Origin of the sequence: Bradyrhizobium sp. HKCCYLRH2047, assembly GCF_051168175.1 — a bacterium.
Taxonomy (GTDB): domain Bacteria; phylum Pseudomonadota; class Alphaproteobacteria; order Rhizobiales; family Xanthobacteraceae; genus Bradyrhizobium.
Window position 1 is genome coordinate 334,165 of record NZ_JBNPUM010000003.1, and the last position, 25,774, is coordinate 359,938.

Below are 25,774 nucleotides of genomic sequence, written 5' to 3' on the forward strand. Positions count from 1 at the left end.
AACCGCGAACGGGTTTGAGGGGTTCAAGGGGGCGGAGGGCGGTTGGCCGATGCAGCGTTTCAAGGCGTCACTAGGTGTGCTGAGTCCGATGCGCAGATCCGGTATGTTCCAGCCGCCGCCCAGGCAACGCGACCTGCTGGCCGGAATTGCACGCCTTCGAGAATTGACCTTGCTCCAGCCGCAGCGTGCGGCGCGCGCCCTCATCGCAGCAGCAGGCCGGATTCTGGGTTGGCTGCCGCCTCGCCTAGCCTTTCTGATCCTGCTGTTTTCGGAGATTGGACAACTTCGCGGGCGGCGTCTGCTCGAAAGGGCCTATCAGGTCCATGCGGCTGCATTGCTGGCGAAGAATCCGGGCCAGCAATTCTCCGGACAGCTCAGGTGGTACTTTCCGATCGAGGTCGCGGAACTTCTGCTTCGGATCGGTGCTGATCGCGAAGCCTATGATCTCATCGTTCAGGATGGGCTCGTTCAATATTCGCCCGCGCTGACCAACATGATGATCCGGTCGCTGTTCGAACTCGGCGAGTTCGACAAGGCGCATTGGCTGGCATCGCAGCGGCCTCTGCGAGCGGGATCGGAAGCGGAGTGTCATCTCGCTTTCTTCAAGGGGCTGCTCGATATCATCGCGGGAGATGAGGCCGGCGCGATCGAAAGCATGTCGATTGCATGCCGCGGCTTCCCCGGCTACTTGCGTCCGCATCAAAACATGGCTTCGCGCCCGGCGCTGAGTTATGAGCCCAACCCGCTCGACTTCGCCTGCGGTGCGGCGGGCAGGCTCCATGATCTCTGCAATTTCGCCGGCCAGCGAGTCACTCACGTGGGTCGGGGCGATCTCGGGATTGGATTGTTCACGCGCGCGCTGGCCGCGCAGGAAGATTTGCGCGGCCAAGGTTCGCCGGCGGTCTCGGCAGAGGTCAGCCATCTGCTTGGCCGGCTGAACATTCCCCTCGACCAATTGCGGATCCTTCCCGAGGAGTGGTCGACCCAGATCGGTCATCTCGGAATGCTCGACATCCTGTTTCGAATGCGCGAGCTGGGGTGGTGGTCGGGAAAGCCACTGATGGTCGTGCGTTTGAACCTCGTCGCCAACAAGCCGTTCATCCGGCTGTTCGAGAGATTTGCCGATATCGTCGTTATCGGGGAGACGGTCTCCGAAGCCGTGGGCGAAGAATTGCTGTCCCTGCAGCGCTGGTACGGCATGAACTTCAACGTCTTTCGGCTGCCGAACGGTGAGGTGGTGCCGTGGCAGGACGCCGGCGCGCTTGCAATCACGCAGTGGGAGCTGGAAGGTCGGGGCCATCCGTTGCGAGACGAGTATGATCGGATCTATGGGGCAAAGCTGCAGGTGCAGCACGATTTCTGGCGGATGCGCAAAGCCTGGGGGATGAAGCCGGACGATTGGTATGTCTGCCTGCATACGCGTGATGCCTCCCACTATTCGGAGACGGACGGCACCGGCCAGACCCATCGCAATTCGCCGATCGGAACGTATCTCGACGCAATCCGCGCGATCACGTCCAGGGGCGGCTGGGTCATCAGGCTCGGCGGTCCGAACTCGCCGGCGCTGCCATGCCTCGAGCGCGCGATCGACTATCCGCTCAGCCCATTCCGCTCCGAACTGATGGACATTTGTCTCATTCGGAACGCCCGGATGTTCATCGGCACCACCTCCGGGCTGACGAACGCCGCGATCAGTCTGGGCATTCCAACCGCGCTGCTGAACTGCATCACGACGGACCAGCAGTTGTGGAGCAGTGACGTCCGCTTCGCACTGAAGCCGGTGCGCCTTGCCAACGGAACCATCCTGACCCAGGCGCAGCTCACCTCCAGTCCGTGGCGCTGGCGCCTGTTCGATGCCGGTGTTCTGAGCCGCAGCGGAGCTCAGCCGGAGAACAACACGTCGGACGAGATCCAGGCCGTCGCAGAGGAAGTGCTCGATCTTGCGTCCCGATGCCCGAGGAGCGCCGAGCCACAACTCCTGGCGCGGTGGAAGAGACAGCTTTCGGCATCACACTATTATGGCGCGGGCAGCATCAGCGCCTACTACCTTGCCAAGTACGAGAATGAATTTCTGGCGCCGGACAAGGTCTCGAACTGACGGATTTCGGCGAGCGCTCTCGCATCGATATCTTCGATCCCTTGCGGAACCAGGCCGCGTTCTCACACAGACGTCGATGTCGAGCTCTCAGGCCAAATCCTGTCGTGGAAAGGTGCTGGCCGTCACGAGATGTCGATCACGTCGAACTCATTCGCCCCTCAGCAGGTCGCTCGCGTACTTCTCCAGAAAATACCGGCTTGGCCGCGAACTGCCGAAGAAGCCCGGCACCTGGACGTGACGTTCCCAGCTGCCGTCCACGCCAGGCGCGGGTCCTTTCCGCAGGGGATCGGAGATTTCGAGCACCTCGCGCACGGTTTCCAGAATTTCGTCGGAACTGCTTTCGCTCACGACGAGCTCGGCGCGCGCCACGGATTCATGGGTCGGATAAGCCCAACGATACCGTTCCGAGGTCCATTCGCTCAATGACAGCATCCGGCCATCGGCCCTGTGCACGGGCTTCAGCGCAAAGCGGGTGTCCCTCGACCACAACAGCCCGATCGAACTCAACGCATTCACCATGGCGGTCGGAATGCCGAAGCTGCTTGCCACGTAGGCAAAGCCGGAAGTGGTCCCGATGAACATGCGCGCACGACGCATCAAATGAATGTCCATCTCCGGAAACGCATCGTCGCTGCGGGCATAGTCCACCACACGTTCCATTTGCGGGAACGGGGGCACCTTGCCACCGCCCATCCGGATAACCCAGCCGCCGCATCCGGTGATGTGACGGACCGCATCGAGATAGCTCGCCAGCGACGCGTTGCGGATGGATTCGCCGACGCCGTCGGTATCATTGCGGGTCTGGGCGTCCCGCACGTGCAGGCAGACGAACCAGTCGCTGTCCGCCATGCCCCATCTGCGACGGTAGTCCTGGTAGGTCAGCTCGATGCGGTTGTCGGCGAGCAGCCGGCGGTCGTAGATGTCGCGCAGCGGAAAGGTTCGCCGCCGGCTTTCCCACCGCTTGAGCGCCAGTGACCCCGCATCGTTCCAGTACACCGCACGCCCGTCCTCGAAGCGGAAGGCCTGGTGGGAATCGCCGATGAAGGGCGTGAGGCTGGCGAGCTCGTGCCACACGCCGGTGCTGACGTTCTCGCCCAGAGTGAGCGTCGGACAGATGTCGGAGAACAGCGACAGGAACGGCTTGTTGGCGATCCGGTCCTTGTAGGCCAGCAGCAGCGGCTGGCCCTGCCACCACCCCATCTCGCGCATCATCAGATGAACGTTGAGGTGGCCATTATGGCCGATCAGCGCGCTCCAGTCCGGAGAGAGCAGCTTGACTTCCGACAGATCGGTGTCGAGCTTCTTGAGAAGGGCCTTGAGCTGAGGGCTGGGAGCGGGAAGGTGGCGGCGCAGGCGCTTCTGTGTCTCCGTCAGCTTGGTGTAGACCTGGGGAACGTGGAACCCCTCGCCGCTGTGGTATGTCGTCAGCAGAAGGTTGCGATAGGCGTAGAACAGGTTGATCTCGGACAACACCTTGCGCTGCGGATGTTCGGCGGGAAACCGTTCCCAATATTGGCCGCGGTCCTCGCGTGTGGCGAGGATATCGTCGTAGCGGGCAAGGTCCAGCTCAGTGACCAGGGTCTCGATCAGTTCCTTGTCGCAGAAGTATTCGTGGACGTAGCGGTCGAGAGGGGCTTCGAGCGGCACGGGATCGCCGTCTCTGCGCGCATCGTATTGTCGTCCTTCGAAGGACCTCTGTTCATAACGGAAGTTCCGATGCTCCAGCATGACGTTGATCAGTTCGGCAAACCGACGCAGGTCCCGGGGGCGAAGGGCGATCCAATCGATCGTGTGGGCCTGCGCCAGCAACTCCATGAAATAGCCGGACGTCAGCTTGTTCGTCAGCCTGCCAATTGCCTCCATGAACTCATCGTCGACCCGTCCCCAGTCGATGTTGGGAAACAGCTGGAGAGCATGCTTGTCCTTTTCGCACATCAGAAGGAAGAGGATCAGCTCGTTGCAGTATTGATCCGAACGGGGACTGGCGAGCACCCATCTCATTTCCTTGTCCAGATCGGGTCCGCAGAAATAGCGAAACTGCCGGTCGAACTCATTTCGATGTGCATAGCGGTGAAAAACGAGTGCGACCATGAATGCCTGGCGGAACGGCAACAGCGCAAAGATCAGGTCCTTGAGGGATTCGGCCCGCTCGCCGACGACGTTGAGGTACCAGCTGATCGCCTTTACGCCACGCTTAGCCAGGCTCGATTTCAGTGATCGGATCATGCCCTGCCGGCGTGGCGCGGGTTGGCCGGCCGGATCTGGATGGATGGACTCGAAGGACATTCTGGAGCCCTATGCCGACCGCGACGGCTGTGCAGCTGATGACCATACTGCTCTTCGAATATAGCGCTATCCCGCCGGCCGCAAGCCGTCGCCGGCGGCGCTGCGCGGCGAGAGGCGGGCGGAATGTAGAACAGCCTCGAATGATCAGAGGTGGAGATCTCGGTTCGTTCGATGTCCTCGCTCTTGTCAATGGACCGGCCGGCAGATAGCCTTTGCCGGCATTTTCGTGAGTTGTCGTCGATCCGGATGCGTTTCGCAGGTCGCGGATCTCGCAAAGGCGACGCCGCCATCGATGCGAGGCGGATCGTAAGCAGAGGGGATGGCGAGGGTGCCCTGAAGACCGTCGAGGTCGTCTGGACCAACAAGAGACCGGCCCTGTCGCCAGCGCGCTGCATGACATCGGGACGGTTGAGGAGGTCCCGGGAAAAACGTGTGAATATCTCCGAATTTGTCGGCAGCCGGCGGCCTTGTTGCTACGTCCTTTGGACCGATTCAGCTTTTCTGCCGAAGCTGTTCTGGAGCGCCCCGAGCCGATGAACTTTGTCCAGCCGAACCTTGCCCTCGATGAGGCCCGCGCGACGCCCCTCGGTTATCGTAAGGATATCGACGGCCTGCGCGCGGTCGCCGTGCTGCCCGTTCTGCTCTATCATGCATTTGCGAAGGCCGTTCCCGGCGGCTTCTACGGCGTCGACATCTTCTTCGTCATCTCCGGCTACCTGATCACCGGCATCATCCACAAGCAGATGCTGTCGGGCAGGTTCAGCGTCGCCGACTTCTATGCACGCCGCATCCGCCGCATCTTTCCCGCGCTGATCACGGTCGTGCTCGTCACCTTCCTGATCGCGTGGTTCGTGCTGCCGCCACGGGAGCTGAAGTCGCTCGGCACCAACATCGCCGGCGGCGCGATCTTCATCCAGAACTTCATTCTGCTCGGCCAGGTCGGCTATTTCGATCTCGCCGCTGACAAGAAACCGCTACTGCATCTCTGGTCGTTGGCGATCGAGGAGCAGTACTACGTGGTCTGGCCGCTGCTTCTGATGCTGATCGGCGCGTGGCGGCGCAAGAGCCTTGCGATCACCTTGGCATTGGCCGCCGCCTCGTTCATCGCCTGCATCGTCGTGCAAACGCGGGCGCCGGATCATGCGTTCTATCTTCCGGTCACCCGGGCCTGGGAGCTGATGGCCGGTTCGGCGCTCGCCTTGTGGGCCGGTGGCCGGGCCATCGGCAATGAGCCAGGGCCGGCGGCGTCCATCGGTCGCGAGATCATCGCCGTGGCTGCGTTGCTGGCGATCGTGGCGGCGTTCTGGCTCTACGATCGCAAGCTGCCGCACCCGGGCTTCCTCACGCTGGTCCCGGTGCTGGCAGCCGCGGCGCTGATCGGGACGAGCGGCACGCTGGTCCATCGTCATGTGCTCGGCGCGCGCCCCGCCGTCTTCGTCGGCCTGATCAGCTATCCGCTCTATCTCTGGCACTATCCGCTGATGGCCTATGCGCGGATCCATTTCGTGGACGGCGTCGCACCTTCGGTGATGTGGGGCATCGTGATCGCCAGCGTCGTGCTGGCCTGGTTGACCTATCGCTTCATCGAGCGGCCGATCCGATTCGGGCGGAACTGGGTCCCTCTCAAGGTCGGTGCCCTGGTGGGCAGCATGGCCGCACTGGGGATCGTGGGACTGGTCGCCGATCGGACCAACGGATTGCCAATCCGGATTCCGCAGAGCCTGCGCGGCTTCATGCTCGACGGCAGCGAAACGGCGCGCTTCTGGCGGGCGGACAAGTGCCTGCTGAAGCCGGACCAGAGCGCCGCCGATTTTGCGGCAGAATGCGCCGGCACCGGTCGCCATCCGCTGGTTCTCGCCTGGGGCGATTCCTATGCGGCCTCGCTCTATCCGGGCCTTGCTCATTTCGCTTCCGAGCGGGGATTTGACGTTGCTGAATTCACCGCCTCGGCGTGTCCTCCGCTCCTCGGCTTCGTCCATCCCGAGCGGCGGTTCTGCAAGGGCGCGAACGATTTCGTCATTCAGAAGATCGCCGAGCTGAAGCCGGATCTGGTCCTTCTCTATTCGACCTGGAGTTATGGTCCGGACGATATTCGCAGCGGGCTCGACAGAACCGTCCCGGCATTGAGGGAGCTCAAGGTCCCGAGAATCGTCCTGCTGGGACCGCCGGCGAGCTGGCTCGGGGAAAGCTTGCCGGCGAACCTGCTGGACTACTACTTCCAGACCCATTCTCTGCTGCCGGCGCGTACCAAGTTCCGGTCGAACGAGAATTGGACGCGGGTGCAGGACGAATTCCTGGAGGCGCAGGCGCAGCGCGTGGGGATTCAGTACATCTCGGCGCGGCGCATCATGTGCAACGAGGACGGTTGCCTCGCGCGCATCGGCCCGGACGGATCGGAACTGACGGCCTATGACCTCGGCCATCTGACCTATCCCGGCTCCATCTTCGTGGCCAAGCAGGTACTGGACGCCGTGCCTGGCTTCGACAAATAGACACGCTGTCCGAGCCTCGGGGTCACCATGGATCGTCGGACGGAGCAGGCCGGTTTCGCCGGAGCGGAAGTCGGGAAGGGTTGCCCTGACGGCCGCCGCTATCTGGGCTGCCTGCTCGGTGTGACGGCCTTGATGCTGGGGGGCCTCTGCCTCGTGCTGGCCGCGCGGGGCGGCGACCATTTCAGCGCGATCAGCAGGCCCGGCGACGCGGCGTGGTACCGCGACTTCGGTGGCGACGGCGTCACCGAGATCCAGGATCAGGATCTGTTCTTCCACGCCATCGGCCGTTCGATCGAGCATGCGCGGCAGGCCGACATCATCATCCTCGGCTCCTCGCTGGTGTCGTTCGCGATCGACCAGAGCGTCGTTCGCGAGCGCCTCGAACAGATCCATGGGCTGAAGTTCTACAACATGGCGTTCGTCGGCGTCGCGAGCGGCGAGTTCACGCGGCAGGTCGCCCTCAAGCATCATCTTCATCCGCGCCTCTGGATCGTGAATGCCGATGACGGTGGCGGTGGCGGCAGTTTCTTCCACCGCAACCTGACCCGCTCCTTCGGCGCCGACGTCCGTCCCATCCCGAGCGTCAGGCTGAGCCGCTTCGGTGCCACTTACGAGGTGATCCGGCGCAATCTGCGCTGGCGGTTCGAGGACGCGACGCGCGATGTGCGTCGGTCCTTCGCTGCTCCGAGGGTGGGTGCCATACCGGCTTTCGAGCGCGATGATCGGACCGGCGCAGCCGATATGCGCGGGTTTCCACGCTTCCTCGCCGAGGGCAACCCTGGCGTGAAGATGACACGCGATCCGGACTGCCACAGCACGCCGGATATGATTGCCAATGCGCGCGAGCTGGTGCAGTCGCTCGGAGCGCCCGTCGTGCTCACTCTGGTGCCGAATTTCCACGGCTGTCGGACCCAGGTGCGCGAAATCGCGGACGCGATCGGCGTCGAGACGGCGATGCCGGCGCGGACCGATTATTCGAGTTGGGACGGCGGCGGCCATCTCGATCGCAGGGGCGCCGGCGACTTCACCAACGACCTGGTCAACGCTCTGGAGACGACCAGCGCGTTTCAACGGATGCGCGAGAATGACGATCGCCGGCAGCGTTGACCACTTAGCCGCCGGCCGCGTCTCGTCGCCGCAGTCGAGCACGGCGCACGCGTTGACGTACCGGCCGGACATCGACGGGCTGCGTGCGATCGCGGTGATCGCCGTGCTCGTCTATCACGCCTTTCCGCAGCTGCTGCCCGGCGGCTTTGCGGGCGTCGACGTCTTCTTCGTGATCTCGGGCTATCTGATCACGGGCATCATCGACCGCCAGTGCGCAGACAAGAGCTTCAGCTTCACGACGTTCTACGCCCGCCGCATCCTGCGGATATTCCCGGCCCTGATCGTGGTGGTGCTGACGACGTTCCTGATCGCGTGGTTCGTGCTGCCGGTGGCCCAGATGGAAGCACTCGGGTCCGACATCACGGGCGCGGCAGCGTTCATCGAGAATTTCATGCTGCACGAGCAGATCGTCGGGTATTTCGATCCGGGCGCCGAGCGTCTTCCGCTGCTCCATTTGTGGTCGCTCGGCATCGAGGAGCAGTACTACATCCTATGGCCGGCCACCTTCGTGCTGATCGCCCGCTGGCCGTCGCATAAGGTGGCGATCGTCGCAGCGCTGGGCCTCGGCTCGCTCGTGGTCTGCCTGGCGACCCCTGCCGCGCAGGCGGCCTGGGCCTTCTACGCGCCGACCACGCGAGGCTGGGAGTTGCTGGCCGGCTCGCTCCTGGCGGTCTGGCTGCGGCAGCGTCCCATCCTTCGAACGACGGCGGTGAGCGGAAGCCTGCTCGCCGCGATCGCGGCGGCAGGTCTCTTCGCCGCATTCTTCAGTTTCAGCGGCGCCTCGCCCTGGCCGGGCGTCCGGACCATCATTGTCGTGATGTCCGCCATGCTCCTGATCGCAACCGGCGACACGCTGTTTCACCGGATGTTGCGCTGGGCTCCGCTGGTCTTCGTCGGTCTCATCAGCTACCCGCTGTATCTCTGGCACTATCCGCTCCTCGTCTTCACCAGGCTGCATTTCGCCGGCGCGGCCCCGGAATGGGCGCTGTTCGCGGTGATTGGGCTCAGCGCCGTGCTGGCCTGGGTCACGTGGCGTTCCATCGAGCGGCCGCTCAGATTCGGAGCGGCCCCGGTCGCATGGCGGGTCGGGCCGTTGCTGGCAGCCATGACCATGGTTGGGGCGGTCGGCATCACTGCGACCGCCACGCGCGGATTGCCGGTTCGGTTCGCCCCGGAGATCAGGGGATTCATGCTCTCGGGCAGCGAGACCACGTCGCACTGGCGCCGTGGCCGCTGTCTGCTGATCCTGCAACCCGCATCCGAGTTCGGCGCCGACTGCGCGGGGCAGGGAGGCCGGCCGCTGTTGCTGATCTGGGGCGACTCCTACGGGGCCGCGCTGTATCCGGGGCTGCTGCACTTCTCGCCGGAGCGCGGCTACGACGTCGCCCAGTACACGGCCTCGGCCTGTCCGCCGCTGATCGGCTACACCCTCGCGGCGCGCCCATTCTGCAAGAGCATCAACGATGACGTCGTGCAGCGGATCGGCCATCTCCGGCCGGACCTGGTCATCCTCGATGCCACCTGGGGACATGCAGAAGCCGTGCTGCGCGAGGATTTGCCGCGCACCGTGGCGGAGCTCCGGGCGACCGGCATTGGCCGGATCGTGGTGATGGGCCCCCCGCCAAGCTGGCAAGGTATCGGCCTGTCTCACAACGTGCTGGACTACTACCGTCAGACCGGGAAGATATTGCCGGAGCGAACGTGGTTTCGTTCCAGCGACGAGTGGACGCGCGGCCGCGAAATGCTGCTTCGCGCGCTCGCCGGCGAACTCGGGGTGGACTACATCTCGGTGCGCGACATCTTCTGCAACGACGAGGGCTGCCTCAGCCGGATCGGTCCCAGCGGGTCTCAATTGACGGCCTTCGATGCCGCGCATCTCACGGTGCCCGGCTCCATCTTCCTGGCGAGCCACACCCTCGACCGCCTGCTCAATTTGTCCCGGCAGCCGTCTCGCTGAGCCGGCTATTCCGGATCGGCCGGGATGCCGCGATAGGAGTGGATGATGAAGCGCTTTCCTGCGACCGAGTAGTCGCCGCAGTCACTGGCTTCAATATCGAACTCTGCGACCAGTTCACGCCAGGCTCGGCGTTCGCCCGTGCTTGGAAGCGCGCGATTGGCATTCCAATCGTCGAACAGAAGCACCGCGCCCGTCGAGACCATCCCGCGCTGGAACAACGGCGCCAGAGCGTCCATCGTCGATTGATAGAGATCGCCGTCGAAATGGATCAGCGCAAAGCGCGTCTCCGGCGGCAGTGTCTTGACAGTGTCTGCAAACCAGCCGTCATAGATCTCGAACCGATGGGGTGGGATGATCCTGCCGATCCGCTCGCGCAGCTCCGGTGCGGCCAGCACTTTGCATCCGCCCTTCGCCCACGCCCCGGAGACCACATGGGGAGATGTCATGTCCACAGGGGAGGTGATTTCCGGCAGTCCCTCGAAGCTGTCGAACAATCTCAGAACGCGAAAGGGATTCTCGCCGGATGCGCTCTTGCTCAGCGGCTGACGCTGCAGGTCGAAGACCATCGACGTGGCAAGAGTCTTCGCGGTGAAGCCTCCCATGGTGCCGAACTCGGCGACGTCGCCATAGACATGTGACCCGTTGACATACTGCACGCAGAGCGTCAGCATCTTTGCGATTTCCTGTGCCGCAACGATGAGAACGTCTTCGTAGGTATAGTAGGAGTCCGGCGAAGGAAGCTGGCGAAGCTTGTATCTCTCGAGTGCGATGTCCTGTATCGGCCGGCCATCCTCGCTCGGAAGTGGAGCCGGGGCAGCGATCGCAGGCGGGGACGACATGCTCGTCCCAGGCTCCTGTTGGGCGCCATACGGCCAAGGCAATGGGGGCTCGGACATGATTGCGCGCTTGACCGAACGCAGCCAGTAAAGCGCCGCCGGCGAGAGCGCATTGGCGAGCCCATTCTTCAACGGGGTAAGCATTCAAATATCTCCGACGCGGTGTCACCCAGGCGCCATGCGACCTCGAAAGAAGCGGTCATCAAGACCGTTTCGGCCCGGCTATCCCGCTTAACGTTCCCGCGATGGCTGTGCAAGGAAAAGGTCGGCCGGCGACGCCGAGCAGTTCCGTGCCCGCGAGCGCATCATCTCGAAGGGAACAGCGTTGGACGTCGATCTATCAGTGAGCACAACCGACTTCTACACGGTCCGGGCGTTGGACAACGCGTCAGGGACCTGCCACAACTCATAGGCTCTGTGCGTCGATGTTGGGGATGGCAGGTGGGACTGATCACGGCCGGGAAAGGCGTCACCAACCAGATGTTACGAGCGGTTGGTTTGCAGTTGGTGCGAACCGAGACGATCGACCGGTTGGCGGCAGCTCAACGCGCCACCGCGTCCGAAGCGCCTCCTTCCGGGGGACCGGAGCCGATCGCCGCCGAGGTGCCGGCCGATGCCGACCCGGTTGCCGAGCAGGCGGAGGCCGCTTTTCAGAGCAGTGTTGAAGCCCACACGTTTCGCATGATGCCACGCGATGGTGAGCCGGTCGAGACGGTCAGCCGGGCGTATCTCACGACGCTGCAGCGTGAATCGGCCGCGCTGCGGGTCCAGGGCGACGAACTCGTGCGCCTGCGTCGCACGGTCGAATTGCTGACGGCGGGCGGATCGGCCGCGCAGCATGCGTCGACGCCGTCCGGGCCGCAGGCGGAGCCGGCAGGGGACGGCATCTACGTGCCGATCTACGATTTCGACGGCCTGCGGAACGACCCCTATATCGTTCACAACCACGACTTCATGCGGGATCCACGCTTCGTCGCCGCCTACAAGCGGGCCGTTCAGGCAACTGTCATCGACCATCGCTATTACTGGCGCGTGCACGTGGCGTTGTGGTGTGCCGGTCTGGCGCTGCGATTGCCGGGAGACTTCGTCGAATGCGGCGTCTGGAAGGGGCTGCTGAGCACCGCCATTGCGTCCTATTACGATTGGAATCGCGTCGGCAAGAAGTTCTTCCTGTTCGACACGTTCAGAGGTGTCGACGAAACGCAATTGGCGGACGAAGAACTGATCAACATCCCGCATTTCCGCATTGGCTACGGTGAGGACATCTACGACCACGTCGTCAGGAATTTCTCGGAGTTCAAGGACGTCGTGATTGTCCGCGGCAGCGTTCCGGAGACGCTGGCCAGCGTCGACATCGGCAGGGTTGCCTACCTCTCCATCGATATGAACAATGCGGCCCCGGAGATCGCTGCCGTGACCTACTTCTGGGACAGGCTGTTGCCCGGCGCGCCGATCCTGCTCGATGACTACGGGTTCGTGCGCTACGAGGCCCAGAAGGAAGCGTTCGACAAGTTTGCAGCGGAGCGCGGTGTCGCCATCCTGGCGCTCCCGACCGGGCAGGGCCTGATGATCAAGCCCTATTCCTGAGGCACGGCGGGGGAGGCCGGCTCAGGCCTCCCGCGGCTTCATGCCGCGATAGGAATGGACGATGAACTTCGTGCCTTGAATGGAGTAGTCGCCTGAGTGGCTGGCGACGATGTCGAAGCGGCTGACGAGGTCCGCCCAGGCCTTGCGCTCGCCGGCCTCGGGATCGGCCTCGTTGCAGTTCCAGTCATCGAAGCAGAGCACGGCGCCTTTCGAGATGAAGCCGCGTTCGAAGCAGGGAACCAGCGCGTCCATGGTGGACGAGTAGAGGTCGCCGTCGAAGTGGATCAATGCGAGGCGCGTGTCGTCCGGGAGCTGCTTGACCGTATCGGCGAACCAGCCTTCGTAGATCTGCACTCGGCTCGGCGGAATGATGGCCTCCACCATGGTCCGCAATTCATTGGCGCTGAGAATCCGGCAGCCGCCCTTCGACCAGGTGCCTGATTTCACATGCTGCGATTCGAGATCGACCTGCGCGGTGATCTCCGGTAACCCCTCGAAGCTGTCGAACAGGCGCAGCTTGCGCAGCGGCTGGTTCGGCTGATAGCGGGGGTCGAACACCATCGCGTTCGCCAGGGTGCGTGCGGTGAAGCCGCCCATGGTGCCGAATTCAGCGATGTCGCCTTTGACATCGGCGCTGTTGATGTACATCGCGCTCAAGGTCAGCGTGCGCGCGATCTCCTTGGCGGGCAGGATCAGAACATCGTCGACGTCGAAGAACAAATACGGCGCGCTGATCTTGTGGGCGTCGAGCCGCTCCAGGGCTTCGGTCTGCCGTGTCCGCGGCTCGCGCACGTCTGGAGCCAGTTCTGCAGCCGGCGCAGGGGCCGGTTCAGGCTCGGCTTCTGACGGAGCGGCGTGCGGCCGTTCCGGGGGCGGTCGTCCCATCAGCGCGCGCTTGATCGAGCGCAACTTGAACAGGGTCTGGGGTGGCAGACCTTCGGCAATCGCCACTTTCAATGACTTCGTCATGACAGCCCCGTTCCCTGCCGCTTACGTTGTCGGCTGCCATTTTATAGATACATTTTGCGAAGATCGCAAAAGCGGCATTCGCGCTCTGCACTCGTTTTGCGTGGGTTTCGGCCGGCGAAGTGCTGCTGGTGTTCGAGCTGGTCGGACGTGCGCGGCGACGACGAATTGGCTCGCGTCTTCAGGTGCATCACCCTTGTCCAGTCCCCCGACGAAAAATATTCATCTTTCGTTTTTCCGAAAAATATGGTTCTCTCTCGTCATCCCGCCTCGAGCAGAGGGACGTACGCGTCGTCACGAACGTGAGGTGGGCTGCGATGGACGTGACGGCTGCGCCAGACGAGCGTAGGCGTTGCGGACGGCGAAGTCGTGTGGTCCTGGCCTCTCGACGCTGAGGTCAAGTCCGTGGTCGTTGCTTATGGGCACGCGCGGGCGATGGGGGCAAGAAAGCCCGATCCCCAGGGAGAGCACGAAAGATACCGTTAAAACCGATCGCGCGGGGAGGCCGGATCTGTCCGGCTGTACCTGTGGTACCTGCCGCCTGCATTCTTTTGAGCAGGCGGGCCACGGGCCTCAGCCGAGGTCCGGCCTTCCTCGCGCCCTCTCGTTCGAGAGGGCGATGATCCGCTCATCACTCGGACGCCAATGCGTCGCGAGAACGTCTGTCGACGCTGTCAGTTCAAGCTCATTCGAAGAAGATGAATTCGTGGTCGCCGGTGTAGCCGGAGCGCTTGAATTCGAAGGCCCATTCCTCGGGCGTGTGGAAGATGCGGCAGGTGAGCTGCCAGTACATCAGGTTCACCTTCTCGCGCTCGTTGCGGTAGCCCTCGACGCAGAGATATTTGGCGCCGCGGCTGACGCGCTCCATCTCGCGCAAGGCGGCATCGAGATCGTAGTTGTAGAGGTTGTGCAGCGTGTTGATCGAGATGACGAGATCGAAATACTTGTCGGGGTAGGGCAGCTTGGCGGCGGAGCCGACCTGGCAGAACGGCTTCACGCTCTCCATCGTGTGCTCGACGCCGTAGGAGGAGACGTCGATGCCGGCGACCTCGAGATCCGGGATGGCCTCGCGGAAATCGTGCAGGATGAAACCCTTGCCGGAGCCGACGTCGAGCACGCGCATGCCCGGCTTGATGCCGTACGTCTCGATCATGGCGTCGGCGACCTTGCGCCAGCGGCCGTCATATTTGTAGCCGCCATAGCCGGTCTCGCGGCTGCCGTCCCAGTAGTCGTAGTCGAACTTGATCGCCATCTCCGCGACATCGGCCTTGTCGCGCTGGGTGACGCGCGCGAGATAGTCGCGCTTGGTCGATTTGTGGACGAGACTGACGAACTCGCGATAGGCCATGAATATCTCCGGGCGTGTGAGTGTCGGTTAATCGGATGTGGCGCCGATCAGGCTGAGCTGTGCCTCGGCCTTGGCGAGCTGCGCAGCGCAGCGCTGCGCCCAGGCGCCGGTGTCGGCGAAGGCGCGACGCGTGGCGCCGAGCGGCAAGAAGTCGTTCAGGATGATGCAGGTCCATTTGACCTGGTAGGCGTCGATCAGCAACCGGCAGCGCGCCACGCTGGCGGCGTCGAGCCCGAGGCCGTCCGTCAGCCGGTCGATGAAATGCTCGTGCACCGGCAGCGGCACCGGCACTTCAGGCTGGCAGAAGAAATCGGAGACCAGCTTGGCCGGGTCGTCGCGGCCGGCATATTCGAAGTCGAGGAAGGTGAGCTTGTCCTGGTCGTCGATCAGCGCGTTGTGGAAGCCGAAATCGGATGGCGACAGGCAGACCTGATCGGCGGGGATGGCGGCCTCGAAGGCGAGCCCTTCGGCCGCCGCTCCGCGCAGAATGGTTGCCTTCACCTCGGTCCAGGCCGGCTGCAGCCGCGCCGCCACGAATGCCCGGGCGTCGGCGACATGCGGCACCTCGGCATCGAGCGTGGCCAGTCGCGCCACCCGGCGCTCGACGGTGGCGAGGTGCTCGGCGAGGGAGAAGCAGGCTTCCGATCCTGGCGCCAGCGCGGGGCGGGGCGGGGCGTTCACCGCGAGCACGAAGTCGATCGCGGCATCGACATGGGCGGGCGCGAGCTCTGCCGCGGTCAGCTTGCGGCCTGCGACGAAGCTGTAGAGGCCCGCCTGCTCGGCGCGGTCGCAGGCCAAGGGCTCCGGCACGACGCGGACGCCGTGGGACCAGGCATGGCTGATGAAGCTCCACTCGGCGCCCAGCCGGTCGCGGGTGTCGCGCGCGTCGGTGAAGTAACGCTTGAGGACCAGCGGACCGTTTGCGGTGTCGACGCGAAAGACCTGGTTGTTGCGGCCGCCGGCGAGCCGGGTCAGCGCCGTCGGGCTCGCTCTGCCGGCCTGCGCGGTGAGGCGCTGCGCCAGCGCCAGCAGGGCGGCATCACGATCCGCGCCGGCGTCAGTGGGGGTCACGGACGACATCCGCCGCGATCTCGGCCCAGGAGACTCGGCGCTCGTACGGCACGGCCTTGGCCGCGAACTGGTTCTCCGGATCGAACAGCACCTTGCGCATGCCCTCGGGGAAGCCGGTCATGGCCAGGATCTCCGGCAGGTCGTCGACGAACAGCTCGCAGGCCAGCGCATGGGCCCGGGCGACCTTCTCGTCCTTGGTCAGCTCGAAGAACACCCGGTCAGGCGCGATCTGTCCGGGCGCTTCGCCCATCAGGCCGCGATCGGTCAGGAAGCCGCGCGCGGCGGCATGCATGTCGTGCTTGGGCCCGAGAATGGGGTGCTTCGTCTTATGACTGACGATGAACAGGTCATGGCCGGCGGCGCGGGCCGCCGTGACAAACGCGGCGAAGCCGGGGTAGGGCGACACCAGGTCCATGCGGGCGCCGTAGACATAGCCCTGCAGCTCGGTGAAGTCGTCCTTGCGCCCGCTGCCGTTGAGATGGTCGCGGACGCTGTTCTTGTCGCGGCCGAGATCGGCCGGGATCAGGCCGCGCTCGAGGGCTGCCGCATGAAACACGCCGTCATAGCAGGCGATCGTGTTGTCGAAGTCGATCCCGATCCGCATGGCTTGGACTTAAATGACCTGGACTTAACGCAAGGACATGTCGATCAGCGGACGGCCGACCTTGCCGGCGGCGAGATCGGCCAGCGCCTGGTCGGCCTGGGCGAGGCTGTAGGGCTTCGACAAGAGGTCCCGCACCGGGAAGCGGCCGGAGCTCAGCAGGCGCCCATAGCGTCCGTAATCGCGATCGGGCACGCTGTCGCCACCCCAGGTGCCGAGCAGGCTCTTACCCTGGTTGAACACGCCCGGATTCAGCGTCAGCGCCGCGCCATGCTTGGCATTGCCGATCACGACCGCGCGGCCGCCCTGCTGGCGGGTGGCGTTGACGGCCTGATCCATGACGCCCGGAATGCCGGAGGATTCGACCGCGAGATCAACGCCCTGCGGCACGATCTTCTTGATCTCGGCCAGCACGTCGGAAGCCGCGTCGATCACATGCGTCGCGCCGTAGATCTGGGCGAGCGCGCGGCGGGTCGGGTTGGGGTCGATGCCGATCACCGGCATCGCTCCGGCGAGGGCGGCGGCCATCAGCGCGTTCAGGCCGATGCCGCCGGTGCCGAACACGGCGACCGCATCGCCCGGCTGCACCTTCAGCACGTTGTAGACCGCGCCCATGCCGGTCGGCGCGGCGCAGCCGAGCAGCACCGCCACATCCATCGGCAGGCCAGGCGGCAGCAGGGTCAGGCGGTTCTCGCTCACGACCGAATGGCGCTGGAAGGTGGTGACGCCACCGGCATTGACCTTCTTGCCGTCCCAGTCATAGACCGCGCCGCCGGCCTCGATGCCGCTGCCCTTGATCCAGGACAGCACGACCTTGTCGCCGACCTTGACCTTGGTGACGGCGCTGCCGGCCTCGATCACCGTGCCGGTGCCCTCATGGCCGAGGCAATGCGGCACCCATTTGTCCTCGCCCTTGTCGCCGCGCCACTCCATCACCTGCGTGCCGCAGGCGCCGGAATAGGCGATCTCGACCAGCACCTGGCCCGGCTTGAGGGCGGGGGTCTCGATCTCGGCCAGCACGAGCGGTTGGCCGGTCTGGACCAGCAGGGCAGCTTGGGTCTTCATGTGATGTCTCAGCTCAAGGCGTGGATGATTTTGTCCGCGATCTGGTGGCCGGTCAGGCCGAGCACCTCGCGGGCATATTCCTGTTCACCGGATTTCTTGAAGAAGGCATCCGGGGTGCCGAAGCGCAGGAATTTCTTCGCCGATGTCTCTGAATCGACGAGCCATTCCGACACGGCAGCGCCGAAGCCGCCGATCAGCGAATGCTCCTCGATGGTCGCAACCAGCTTGAAGCGGCTGAACGCCTGCTTGAGCTTGTCCTCATCCAGCGGCTTCACGGTGTGGAAGCTCACGACCTCGGCGGAGATGCCCTTTTCCTTCAGTCTGTGGCCGGCCTCGATCGCCTCGGGCAGCATGTTGCCGGTCGAGAGCAGGCACACGTCCGAGCCTTCCTCGATCGTGATCGCCTTGCCGATCTTGAAGTCAGCGATGGGGCCCTTGTGAACGACCGGCTCGCCCTTCTTGCCCATGCGGATGTAGACCGGCCGGTCCTGCTGCATTGCCGCGCGCAGGGCGCCGCGGACCTCGAAGGCATCGCCCGGGCAGATCACGACCATGTTCGGGATCGAGCGCAGGAACGAGATGTCCTCGCAGGCGTGATGGGTCGGACCGAGGCCGGAATAGGCGAGGCCGGCGCCGACCGCGACGATCGTCACCGGCGCCTCGTGATAGCAGACGTCGGTGCGGATCTGCTCCAGGCAGCGCGTCGTCACGAACGGGGTGATGGTGTAGGCGACCGGGCGCAGGCCGTTCATGGCCATGCCAGCCGCGACGCCCATCATGTTCGCTTCGGCCACGCCGCAGTTGAAGAAGCGGCTCGGGTGCTTGTCCTTGAACTTGTCGAACAGGCGGTTGCCGATGTCGCCCGAGAGCATCACGACGCGGCTGTCCTCATTGCCGAGCTTGGTCAGCTCGTCGGCGAAAGCATTTCTCATGACAGGCCGAGCTCCTTGAACGACTTGACGACTTCCTCAGCGGTGGGGGCGCGGTAATGCCAGTTGTTGTCGTCCTCCATGAACGACACGCCCTTGCCCTTGACGGTATGGGCGATCAGCGCCACCGGCTTGCCGGAGCCGTTCGGGATGTTCTGCATGGCCTCCGCCAGCGCGCCGACGTCATGGCCGTCGATCTCGTGCGCGTCCCAGCCGAAGGCGGCCCATTTGTCGCGCAGCGGCGCCAGCATCAGGGTCTCGTTGGAGCGCGCGGTGGCCTGCCACTTGTTGTAGTCGACCACGACGCAGACGTTTTCCAGCTTCTGGGCGGCGGCGAACATCGCCGCTTCCCACACCGAGCCCTCGTTGTTCTCGCCGTCGGACAGCAGCGCGAACACGCGGTAGGTCTCGCCCTTGATGCGGCCGGCCAGCGCCATGCCGCAGCCGAGCGGCAGGCCGTGGCCGAGCGAGCCGGTGGCGGCCTCGACGCCAGGCAGCAGGTTCGCCGGCGGATGCTCGGCGAGCCGGCCGCCGTCCTGGCAATAGGTGTCGAGCTCCTCGATCGGGAAGTAGCCCTTCATCGCCAAGGTCGCGAACAGCGCCGCGGCGGCGTGGCCCTTCGAGAGGATGAAGCGGTCGCGCAGCGGATCGGTCGGGTTCTTCGGGTCGATGTTCAGGACGTGCCAATAGGCGGCGGTCATCGCATCGGCGCAGGACAGCGAGGAGGCGAGATGCGCGGCCTGCGCCTTGTGCGACATCTCGATGATCTTGCCGCGCAGCTTCGCGGCCTGCGCCTTCAGGGCGGCCACGTCGGGCTTGGCCGCGGTGTTCCGGACTGCCACGTTCATCGTGCTCTCCAGTCGCGCTTTCGTTTGAAAGCGCAGGGGTCTCGATCAGGGTTTATGTTCGTACTTGGTCGGCAGCTTGGCCATGACATCCTCGAAGCGTCGCGCCCAGGCGATGACGTCGTCGATGCCTTGCTCCAGCGAGAACGTGTCGCGCCAGCCGAGCTCGGTGCGCAGCTTGAAGCTGTCGAGCGTGTAGGCGGTGTCCTTGCCGGGCCGCTCGGGGCCGATCTCGACGCAATCCTCGAAGTTCTTGCCGAGCCGGGCGAGGATCATCTCGACCAGCGTGCGGATCGACACCAGCTCGTAGCCGGAGATGTGATAGGTCTCGCCAAGCTTGCCGCTGCGGCCGATCTTGACCGTCGCGTCCGACACGTCGGTCATGTGGATGAAGACGCGGACCGACTTTCCGCCGCCGTCGAGCCGCAGCTTCTGCCCGGTCATCGCGGCGACGATGGTGCGCGGCACGATGCGGTAGAGCTGCTGGCCCGGGCCGTAGACATTGGCCGCGCGGGTGAAGACCACGGGGAACTGGTAGTTGGCGAAATAGGTCCGCAGGCTCATGTCGCCGGCGGCGCGCGACACCGCATAGGGCGTCGACGGGTTGAACGGCGCGTCCTCTCGCACCCAGCCCTCGGTCGAGCCGTAGACCTCCGGCGTCGTGACATGAACGTAGCGATCGAGGCCGTCATAGTTGCGCAGGATGTCGTGCAGGCGGACCGCGGAGACGACGTTGGTCATCATCCAGTGGTCCGGGTACAGCCAGCTCTCGCCGACCATGCTCTGCGCCGCGAAGTTCACGACATGGGTCGGCCGCTCGGCCACCAGCAGCGCCTTCAGCGCATCGAGATCGTGGTTGAGGTCGACGCGCTTGAACCGCACGTTGCCTGGGCGCTTCTGCCATTTGTAGGGCAGGAACGCATCATGCGGCTCGTCCGAGCGGCTGGTCGCGATCACGTCGTGACCGGCGGCAGCCAGGAAGTCGACGAAGGTTGCGCCCGAAAAGGAGTTCGAGCCGAGGATCAGGTACTTTTCGTTCGCAGCCATCGTCCTTGCCCGTCAGACCTCGCGCGTCGTGATGATGTCGCCGCGCTGGGCGTACAGCCACTGCATGATCATGTGGCCGATCACCATCTGCGCGTCCTCGGCGATCTGCATGTCGTCGACCGCGAAATGGATCGGCACGTCGGCCAGCGCCTTGGCCTTGCCGCCGGTGAAGCCGAGTACGGCATAGCTGGTCATGCCGAGCTTCTTGCCCTCTTCGAGCGCCTTCAGGATGTTCGGCGAGTTGCCGGAGCCGGAGAAGGTGATCAGCACGTCGCCCTTGCGCGCGAGCACCGCGAGCTGCAGCGAAAACACCTGGTCATAGCCTTCGTCGTTGGCGAGGCAGGTGATCACCGACGGGTTCGACGACAGCGAGTGCACGCGCAGGCCGGAGCCGGGCGTCTTCGACAGCGCGTAGAGGAAGTCGTTGGCGAGATGGTTGGCGTTGCCGCCGCTGCCGCCATTGCCGCAGAAGAACACCTGGCGGCCGGTCTGCCAGCAGTCGCGCAGATCGTAGGCGAGCTTCTCGACGGGGGACCAGTCGAAATCCTTCAGCACGGTGCTGAAGCGGCTGGTGTAGTCGGCGAACAGGCTGCCGGGGGTCTTGAAGGCCAGGACGTTCATTTCACGACCTCCTTCTCCATCCATTTCAGATTGTACCAGCGGTCCTCGTTCTTGAGCTGGCCTTGCGAGTACATGCCGATGATTTCCTTGATCGCGTCCTCCACCGTCTTCTTCGGGCGGAAGCCGGTCGCCAGCAGGCGATCGGAGTTGACGCGATAGCTGCGCGGATCGTTCGAGGGCGTCACGATGACCTCGGCCGGCACGTGCTTGGTGACCAGATTGGCGATGTCGAGGATCGAGATGTTCTCGAAGCCGGCATTGTAGACACCGGTGTGCTCAGGATGATCGAGCAGGAACAGATAAAGATCGGTGATGTCGTCGATATGAATGTTCGGGCGGGTCTGGTCGCCGCCGAACACCGTGATGCGGCCGTTCATCAGCGCCTGCATCGTCAGCATGTTGACGGAAACGTCGAGCCGCTGGCGCGGGGAGTAGCCGCACACGGTGGCGGGACGCACGATCTGCACCACCATGTCGTCCTTGTAGGACAGCACGATGCGCTCGCCGCACATCTTGGTCTTGTTGTACTCCGAGATCGGCAGCAGCTCGAGATCCTCGGTGACCTGCTCCTCTTCCTTGACGCCGTAGACGCTGCCGGAGGACGCGTAGATGAAGCGCTTGATGCCGTGGCGGTAGGCGCGATCGGCGAGCTGCATCGTGGCGAGGCAGGAGATCTCCCAGGTCAGCTTGGGATCGAGATCACCGCAGGGATCATTGGCGACGCTGGAGAGATGAATGATGGCATCGACGCCGGTGAGGTCGATGGCGTCGGGATTGCGCACGTCGCCCTGGACGACGGTGAGATCCGGATGCGGATCGAGGAAGTTGCCGAACCACATGATGTCGAATGCGACGACCTTGTGGCCGGCCTTCAGGAGCTTCGGCACGAGCACGCTGCCCTTGTAGCCGCACGCTCCGGTCACGAATATCTTCATCTGAGCAATCCCCGTGGCTCGCCTGTCGTGTCGCCGGCTGGCGCGTCGCGCGCACCTTTATACAAATTGGCGGGGGAAGGCGACCAGCCCAGCGGCGAAAATCGCCCGTCAAGCGTCCCCGCCACGGCGCGGTTCGTGATTAAACTCCAAATGGGCCCGGCGCAAGCTTTCCGGGTTACCGATATCCCGATGATAACCGCTGGTTTCCACGCACAAAATGCGTCCCAAATAGTTGGGGATGATTTCGGTGGAGAGATCGACGATCGGCTTTCCCAGCGCGGCGATGTCGGCGATGACGGCGGGATCGAAGACGTAGACCGCGCCATTGGCGAGGTTCCCAGGCGGATTTTTGACCTTCTCGTGGAAGGCGATCACCCTGTGCTGAGCATCCAGCTCGAGAATCCCGCACGAGCTCGGATCGTCGGTCCGGAACGCGAGCATCGTCATGATGCAGCCGTCAGGGCGGGTGCGATGGGCGGCGAGCAGCCCTGCGACGTCGAAATCGGTCAGATTGTCGGCATGGGCCACGAGGAACGGCTGGTCGCCGAACCAGGTGCGGTTCGCAAGCACGGTGCCGCCGGTCCCGAGCAGTTCATCTTCGTGAACGAGATCGATCCGGTCGCGCCAGCGCGACTGCGCCACGTGCGCGCGGACCTGCTCGGCGAGCCAGTGCGTGTTCAGCAACGCCCGCTCGATGCCGCCTTCGAAGACGAGGTCGAGCCAATAGTCCAGCAAGGGTCGGTCGTGCACACGCACCAGGCATTTCGGCGTCGTATTGGTCAGCGGGCGCAGCCGGCTTCCGATCCCCGCCGCGAGCAGGAGGGCACGCATGTCGACATCCTACTCCTGGCTGAATCCGGTCTCGTCGATTTCCCGCACCAGCTCCGCCGTCGTCAACGGCAGGTTGCCGACGCGGGAAACCTGGAGCGCGGCCGCCAGCGATCCGAGATAGGAGGCCTGCCAGATATCGGCGCCCGCGCGCAGGCCCATCGAGCAGGCCATGAAGAAGCTGTCGCCGGCGCCGGAGACGTCCTTCGGCGACGGATTGAACGCCGGCAGGCGGTCGGAGGTGAAGATGCCCTCGGCCATGGTGTTGATCAGCGCGCCCTCAGCGCCGAGCGTGATCACGAGGTTCTTGGTGCGGGCCCGTTCGACCAGGCGCTCGCTGATGACGGCGAGACCGGAAATGAAGTCGTTCAGCGCGACGCGGGCCTCGCGCTCGGTCGGCGTCAGCAGGGTCATGCCCTTGAAGCGCGAGACGTCGCCGGTCTGCGAGGACACCTGGCTGTCGGCCGCCATCATCACGCCCTGGGCGCGGGCGCGATCGGCGATCGCGTCGACCAGATCCTGCGGCAGGCAGCCGTAGTTGAAGCAGGAGAACAGCAGCAGATCGCAGGTCTTCAAGGCGCGCTCGACCGAGGTCAGCATCTGCCGCTGCAGGTCGGCGTCGGAAGCGTGCTGGCGCAGATGGTTGACCCGCAGCAAGGTCTTGTTGAGCGCCCGGAAACGCTGCTTGCGCGTGGTCGGCCGGCTCTGGTCGGTGAAGGCGTTGAAGTTCACGCCATGCTGTTCCAGCGTGTTGCGGGCGAACCGCGCCGCTTCATCGTCGCCGACAAGGGTGAAGAACTTCACGTCTGCGCCGAGGCCATGCGCATGGGCCGCAACCGCGCCAGCGCCGCCGACGAAGGTACGGGTCATCAGCGGCGTCACGACGATGGTCGGATCTTCCTGGGACATGCCGACCGCATCGCAAGTGACATATTCGTCGACGATCAGGTCGCCGATAACGGCGACTCGCATGCCGGAGAGCTTGCGGAGCAGGTCCTTCAGATTCCCGATCTCGAAGCCGTGGCGCCTTGGAAATTCCTGCGGCTTGCGGACCGTGGAGATGTCGATGTTGGCGTCGCGTTCCAGCAGCGACAGCGACGCAAAGCGCAATTCACCGGACGAGAAGATCAGCCGTCCGCCATAGGCGTCCACGGCCTCCTGCTCTGGATTGGCGCGATCCTCGAACTCCTTGCCCTTGACGACAACGGTCGGCTTCAGATGCGCGATGAAGTCGGACGCCGACGTTTCCAAGCGCACGACATGGTGCACAAAGGCGATGGAACGCACATTTTCGAGGCGCATGTCCTGCGCCAGGGTCACGCCTGGCGTCGAATCGGGATTGACGCCCACGACCAGCACGTCGGCCTGCTCGGCAGCGAACTTCAAAAGCCGTAAATGTCCGGGGTGCACGACGTTGAAATTGCCGGACACGAATGCAATCGTCTGCCCGGAGTCACAGGAGGCGCGAACCGTCTGACAGGCCAGATCCATCTCACTCATATCGATCACCTGATCCAAGGAATTCGCCTCCGGCTCGATCGGGCTGAGGTCGGACAATCGGCCACCGTGTCATTCGCCGGCCGAGCGACTCCGATGCAAAGCGTCGCTGTCGCCCGGCACATCTGCACCGCGAATCCCGTTCCGATCTGCATCTTTCATGCTCGACATTGATTTCGTTGCGAAAAAACAAGCGCGGTCCCGCGATCGGAGCGATGGAGGGGCCTGCGGCCGATCATTTCCAATGGTCTCTTTATCAGGTGTGCGCAGCAGCACAAACAGTCCTGTTAGCTTACGGTTGTGCGGTCGCATCGGAACGCGGCTCCGGAGTGCTCATCGTCCTTTCACGACGATGCTGAACGCCCGTGCTCACGAATCAGGCGGGGGATGGATCCGAGGATGCTCCGACGAAAAAAGACGAACAGCGGGGCGCGCTGGTGGGCGGGCTATGCGGAAAAGCCTCGGAGACGCAAGTCTCTCGCAGCATGCCTCAGTGATAGAGATCGAACTGTTCGTGCTGTCCCTTTTCAAGATCGGCTGCCAAGGCGCTGCGGTCGATCCGCGGAAACAGCTTGCTGAACTCGGGCCGGTCCAGCAGGGCGAGGTAGGTCTTGAGCATGCCCCTTTCCGAGGGATGCGCAGGATCGAAGAAGTTGCCGGAATCCCGCGAGATCTCGGTGCGGCTCATATCGAAGAACTGGATGCCAAGCTGCGCAAATCTTTCGACGGTCTGTGGACTCCTGATCTCGCGCCAGTGCCCGGAATAGGGCCGGTAGGCTTCATCGTTATCGAGGAAGGCTGCCGCGCTTTCCAGGAAGGGATATTGGATCGCAACCACCGAGAAGTCTCGTTCGCGAGACAGTCGGACCAAGCGGTCGATTTCCAGGAACTGCCGTTCGCTGAGGTGGGATGTGCCCCAGAACGACAGGATGTATTGAGCGCCATTGGACATCGTTTCGGCCGACGCGCGTCGATAGGGTGGGGCCACAATGACCGAGCCGTCGTTGCGGAATCCGAACTTCCCGCGAATTGCCTCTGGTCCGACCAGTTTATTGTTATCCACAGGATCGAATTGCGGAACAAAGAGTGCGGACCGGATTGCTTCGAAGTTTCCGCCGGTCCGGATCAAGAACTCTACAACGCTGTGCAACTCTCGCCGGTGCGCATCGAGCCCCTGCGCGAAATCCATCGTGCGTTCTTTTCTCCAGGCATCGGCAAGGGAATCGTCGAACAGGAAGTAGTCAAGCGCCACGACGACGACGCGAGGTTTCGTAGATGAGGTCGCGCGATCGACGAAATCCACGATTTGCGCGAGAGGCCAAGCCGTCAGGCAGGCATTGTAGGTGCGATAGGGACGAAACATCTGCTCGCGGGCCTGGCCACAGCGTGAGCTTCCTACTAGCAAGATCTCAGGACGAGTTCGCCTGATTCGCTCCAGCTTGTAAGCCGCATAGTCCTTGAACGTCCCGAGCCAGACGAGCCGGTCGCTGCGTGATTGCTCCGCTGCGATCACTGAAAGCGGAACCGTGGCGCCCAGCCGCCAGCCGGCCCATTCCAGCGCCGCCAGGAGCGGCACGAACACGGCAGCGAACAGCGTTATGACTATCGCGATATACCGGGTCACGGTCTTGTATCCAATCCGTCTCCTCCCGCAAGGC

20 protein-coding genes are annotated in these 25,774 nt (G+C 63.9%); 5 read left to right on the forward strand and 15 right to left on the reverse strand.

The window, feature by feature from the left end; translation table 11 throughout:
• Positions 1–49: 49 nt before the first annotated feature.
• Positions 50–2,098 carry a TIGR04372 family glycosyltransferase gene (locus ACQR1D_RS08870; protein WP_316218685.1) on the forward strand — a complete coding sequence of 683 codons (2,049 nt, stop codon included), beginning with the start codon at positions 50–52 and terminating at the stop codon, positions 2,096–2,098.
• Positions 2,099–2,245: 147 nt separating this feature from the next.
• Here ACQR1D_RS08870 and ACQR1D_RS08875 read toward each other — a convergent pair whose 3' ends face one another.
• Positions 2,246–4,384: a TIGR04372 family glycosyltransferase gene (locus tag ACQR1D_RS08875; protein ID WP_434837816.1), complete on the reverse strand. Its 2,139-nt coding sequence runs from the start codon at positions 4,382–4,384 to the stop codon at positions 2,246–2,248.
• A gap of 533 nt (positions 4,385–4,917) precedes the next feature.
• On the opposite strand from ACQR1D_RS08875, the gene ACQR1D_RS08880 reads away from it, so the two are divergent.
• Genes ACQR1D_RS08880 through ACQR1D_RS08890 form a run of 3 tightly spaced genes read left to right on the forward strand, consistent with a single transcriptional unit; the run spans position 4,918 to position 9,940 of the window.
• Entirely contained in the window at positions 4,918–6,876 is a 1,959-nt protein-coding gene (locus ACQR1D_RS08880; RefSeq protein ID WP_434837817.1) for an acyltransferase family protein, read from the forward strand.
• A gap of 27 nt (positions 6,877–6,903) precedes the next feature.
• Positions 6,904–7,983 carry a hypothetical protein gene (locus ACQR1D_RS08885; protein ID WP_434837818.1) on the forward strand — a complete coding sequence of 360 codons (1,080 nt, stop codon included), beginning with the start codon at positions 6,904–6,906 and terminating at the stop codon, positions 7,981–7,983.
• A complete protein-coding gene (locus ACQR1D_RS08890; protein ID WP_434837819.1) occupies positions 7,961–9,940 on the forward strand; it encodes an acyltransferase family protein in 1,980 nt (659 codons plus the stop codon). The genes ACQR1D_RS08885 and ACQR1D_RS08890 overlap by 23 nt, the downstream gene beginning before the upstream one ends.
• A gap of 5 nt (positions 9,941–9,945) precedes the next feature.
• Here ACQR1D_RS08890 and ACQR1D_RS08895 read toward each other — a convergent pair whose 3' ends face one another.
• Entirely contained in the window at positions 9,946–10,920 is a 975-nt protein-coding gene (locus ACQR1D_RS08895; protein WP_316218690.1) for a TylF/MycF/NovP-related O-methyltransferase, read from the reverse strand.
• A gap of 297 nt (positions 10,921–11,217) precedes the next feature.
• Between ACQR1D_RS08895 and ACQR1D_RS08900 the strand changes: the two genes are divergently transcribed.
• On the forward strand, positions 11,218–12,363 hold the full coding sequence (locus ACQR1D_RS08900) for a TylF/MycF/NovP-related O-methyltransferase (RefSeq protein ID WP_316218691.1): 1,146 nt from the start codon (positions 11,218–11,220) through the stop codon (positions 12,361–12,363).
• Positions 12,364–12,384: 21 nt separating this feature from the next.
• Here ACQR1D_RS08900 and ACQR1D_RS08905 read toward each other — a convergent pair whose 3' ends face one another.
• The 13 genes from ACQR1D_RS08905 to ACQR1D_RS08965 form a co-directional block, all read right to left on the reverse strand.
• On the reverse strand, positions 12,385–13,332 hold the full coding sequence (locus ACQR1D_RS08905) for a TylF/MycF/NovP-related O-methyltransferase (RefSeq protein ID WP_434837820.1): 948 nt from the start codon (positions 13,330–13,332) through the stop codon (positions 12,385–12,387).
• Between the two features lie 682 nt (positions 13,333–14,014).
• Positions 14,015–14,677 (reverse strand): class I SAM-dependent methyltransferase, encoded by a 663-nt coding sequence (locus ACQR1D_RS08910; RefSeq protein ID WP_434837821.1) that lies wholly within the window; start codon positions 14,675–14,677, stop codon positions 14,015–14,017.
• Positions 14,678–14,704: 27 nt separating this feature from the next.
• A complete protein-coding gene (locus ACQR1D_RS08915) occupies positions 14,705–15,748 on the reverse strand; it encodes an aminoglycoside phosphotransferase family protein (protein ID WP_316183385.1) in 1,044 nt (347 codons plus the stop codon).
• On the reverse strand, positions 15,735–16,352 hold the full coding sequence (locus ACQR1D_RS08920) for a hypothetical protein (RefSeq protein ID WP_315805296.1): 618 nt from the start codon (positions 16,350–16,352) through the stop codon (positions 15,735–15,737). The genes ACQR1D_RS08915 and ACQR1D_RS08920 overlap by 14 nt, the downstream gene beginning before the upstream one ends.
• A gap of 24 nt (positions 16,353–16,376) precedes the next feature.
• On the reverse strand, positions 16,377–17,414 hold the full coding sequence (locus ACQR1D_RS08925; protein WP_434837822.1) for a zinc-binding dehydrogenase: 1,038 nt from the start codon (positions 17,412–17,414) through the stop codon (positions 16,377–16,379).
• An 8-nt stretch (positions 17,415–17,422) separates the two neighbouring features.
• Entirely contained in the window at positions 17,423–18,346 is a 924-nt protein-coding gene (locus ACQR1D_RS08930; RefSeq protein ID WP_316183387.1) for a transketolase family protein, read from the reverse strand.
• Positions 18,343–19,191, reverse strand: a complete 849-nt coding sequence (locus tag ACQR1D_RS08935; RefSeq protein WP_316183388.1) for a transketolase — start codon at positions 19,189–19,191, stop codon at positions 18,343–18,345. The genes ACQR1D_RS08930 and ACQR1D_RS08935 overlap by 4 nt, the downstream gene beginning before the upstream one ends.
• Positions 19,192–19,236: 45 nt before the next feature.
• A complete protein-coding gene (locus tag ACQR1D_RS08940) occupies positions 19,237–20,235 on the reverse strand; it encodes an NAD-dependent epimerase/dehydratase family protein (protein ID WP_316183389.1) in 999 nt (332 codons plus the stop codon).
• Between the two features lie 12 nt (positions 20,236–20,247).
• Positions 20,248–20,856: an SIS domain-containing protein gene (locus ACQR1D_RS08945; protein ID WP_316183390.1), complete on the reverse strand. Its 609-nt coding sequence runs from the start codon at positions 20,854–20,856 to the stop codon at positions 20,248–20,250.
• The gene (locus tag ACQR1D_RS08950; RefSeq protein WP_257170486.1) at positions 20,853–21,791 is read right to left on the reverse strand and encodes an NAD-dependent epimerase/dehydratase family protein; all 939 of its coding nucleotides are present in this window, start codon (positions 21,789–21,791) and stop codon (positions 20,853–20,855) included. The genes ACQR1D_RS08945 and ACQR1D_RS08950 overlap by 4 nt, the downstream gene beginning before the upstream one ends.
• A gap of 108 nt (positions 21,792–21,899) precedes the next feature.
• Complete coding sequence (locus tag ACQR1D_RS08955; RefSeq protein WP_316218697.1) at positions 21,900–22,622, reverse strand: nucleotidyltransferase family protein; 723 nt, start codon at positions 22,620–22,622, stop codon at positions 21,900–21,902.
• 9 nt (positions 22,623–22,631) lie between these two features.
• On the reverse strand, positions 22,632–24,119 hold the full coding sequence (locus tag ACQR1D_RS08960) for a PfkB family carbohydrate kinase (RefSeq protein WP_410051472.1): 1,488 nt from the start codon (positions 24,117–24,119) through the stop codon (positions 22,632–22,634).
• 487 nt (positions 24,120–24,606) lie between these two features.
• Positions 24,607–25,740, reverse strand: coding sequence for a hypothetical protein (locus tag ACQR1D_RS08965; RefSeq protein WP_316218698.1), 1,134 nt, complete (start codon positions 25,738–25,740; stop codon positions 24,607–24,609).
• Positions 25,741–25,774 lie beyond the last annotated feature (34 nt).

Bases quoted from the DNA above. Each gene is read 5' to 3' on its own strand.
- ACQR1D_RS08870 (WP_316218685.1), top strand. From the start codon at position 50: ATGCAGCGTTTCAAGGCGTCACTAGGTGTGCTGAGTCCGATGCGCAGA.
- ACQR1D_RS08875 (WP_434837816.1), bottom strand. From the start codon at position 4,384: ATGTCCTTCGAGTCCATCCATCCAGATCCGGCCGGCCAACCCGCGCCA.
- ACQR1D_RS08880 (WP_434837817.1), top strand. From the start codon at position 4,918: ATGAACTTTGTCCAGCCGAACCTTGCCCTCGATGAGGCCCGCGCGACG.
- ACQR1D_RS08885 (WP_434837818.1), top strand. From the start codon at position 6,904: ATGGATCGTCGGACGGAGCAGGCCGGTTTCGCCGGAGCGGAAGTCGGG.
- ACQR1D_RS08890 (WP_434837819.1), top strand. From the start codon at position 7,961: ATGACGATCGCCGGCAGCGTTGACCACTTAGCCGCCGGCCGCGTCTCG.
- ACQR1D_RS08895 (WP_316218690.1), bottom strand. From the start codon at position 10,920: ATGCTTACCCCGTTGAAGAATGGGCTCGCCAATGCGCTCTCGCCGGCG.
- ACQR1D_RS08905 (WP_434837820.1), bottom strand. From the start codon at position 13,332: ATGACGAAGTCATTGAAAGTGGCGATTGCCGAAGGTCTGCCACCCCAG.
- ACQR1D_RS08910 (WP_434837821.1), bottom strand. From the start codon at position 14,677: ATGGCCTATCGCGAGTTCGTCAGTCTCGTCCACAAATCGACCAAGCGC.
- ACQR1D_RS08920 (WP_315805296.1), bottom strand. From the start codon at position 16,352: ATGCGGATCGGGATCGACTTCGACAACACGATCGCCTGCTATGACGGC.
- ACQR1D_RS08925 (WP_434837822.1), bottom strand. From the start codon at position 17,414: ATGAAGACCCAAGCTGCCCTGCTGGTCCAGACCGGCCAACCGCTCGTG.
- ACQR1D_RS08930 (WP_316183387.1), bottom strand. From the start codon at position 18,346: ATGAGAAATGCTTTCGCCGACGAGCTGACCAAGCTCGGCAATGAGGAC.
- ACQR1D_RS08935 (WP_316183388.1), bottom strand. From the start codon at position 19,191: ATGAACGTGGCAGTCCGGAACACCGCGGCCAAGCCCGACGTGGCCGCC.
- ACQR1D_RS08940 (WP_316183389.1), bottom strand. From the start codon at position 20,235: ATGGCTGCGAACGAAAAGTACCTGATCCTCGGCTCGAACTCCTTTTCG.
- ACQR1D_RS08945 (WP_316183390.1), bottom strand. From the start codon at position 20,856: ATGAACGTCCTGGCCTTCAAGACCCCCGGCAGCCTGTTCGCCGACTAC.
- ACQR1D_RS08950 (WP_257170486.1), bottom strand. From the start codon at position 21,791: ATGAAGATATTCGTGACCGGAGCGTGCGGCTACAAGGGCAGCGTGCTC.
- ACQR1D_RS08955 (WP_316218697.1), bottom strand. From the start codon at position 22,622: ATGCGTGCCCTCCTGCTCGCGGCGGGGATCGGAAGCCGGCTGCGCCCG.
- ACQR1D_RS08960 (WP_410051472.1), bottom strand. From the start codon at position 24,119: ATGAGTGAGATGGATCTGGCCTGTCAGACGGTTCGCGCCTCCTGTGAC.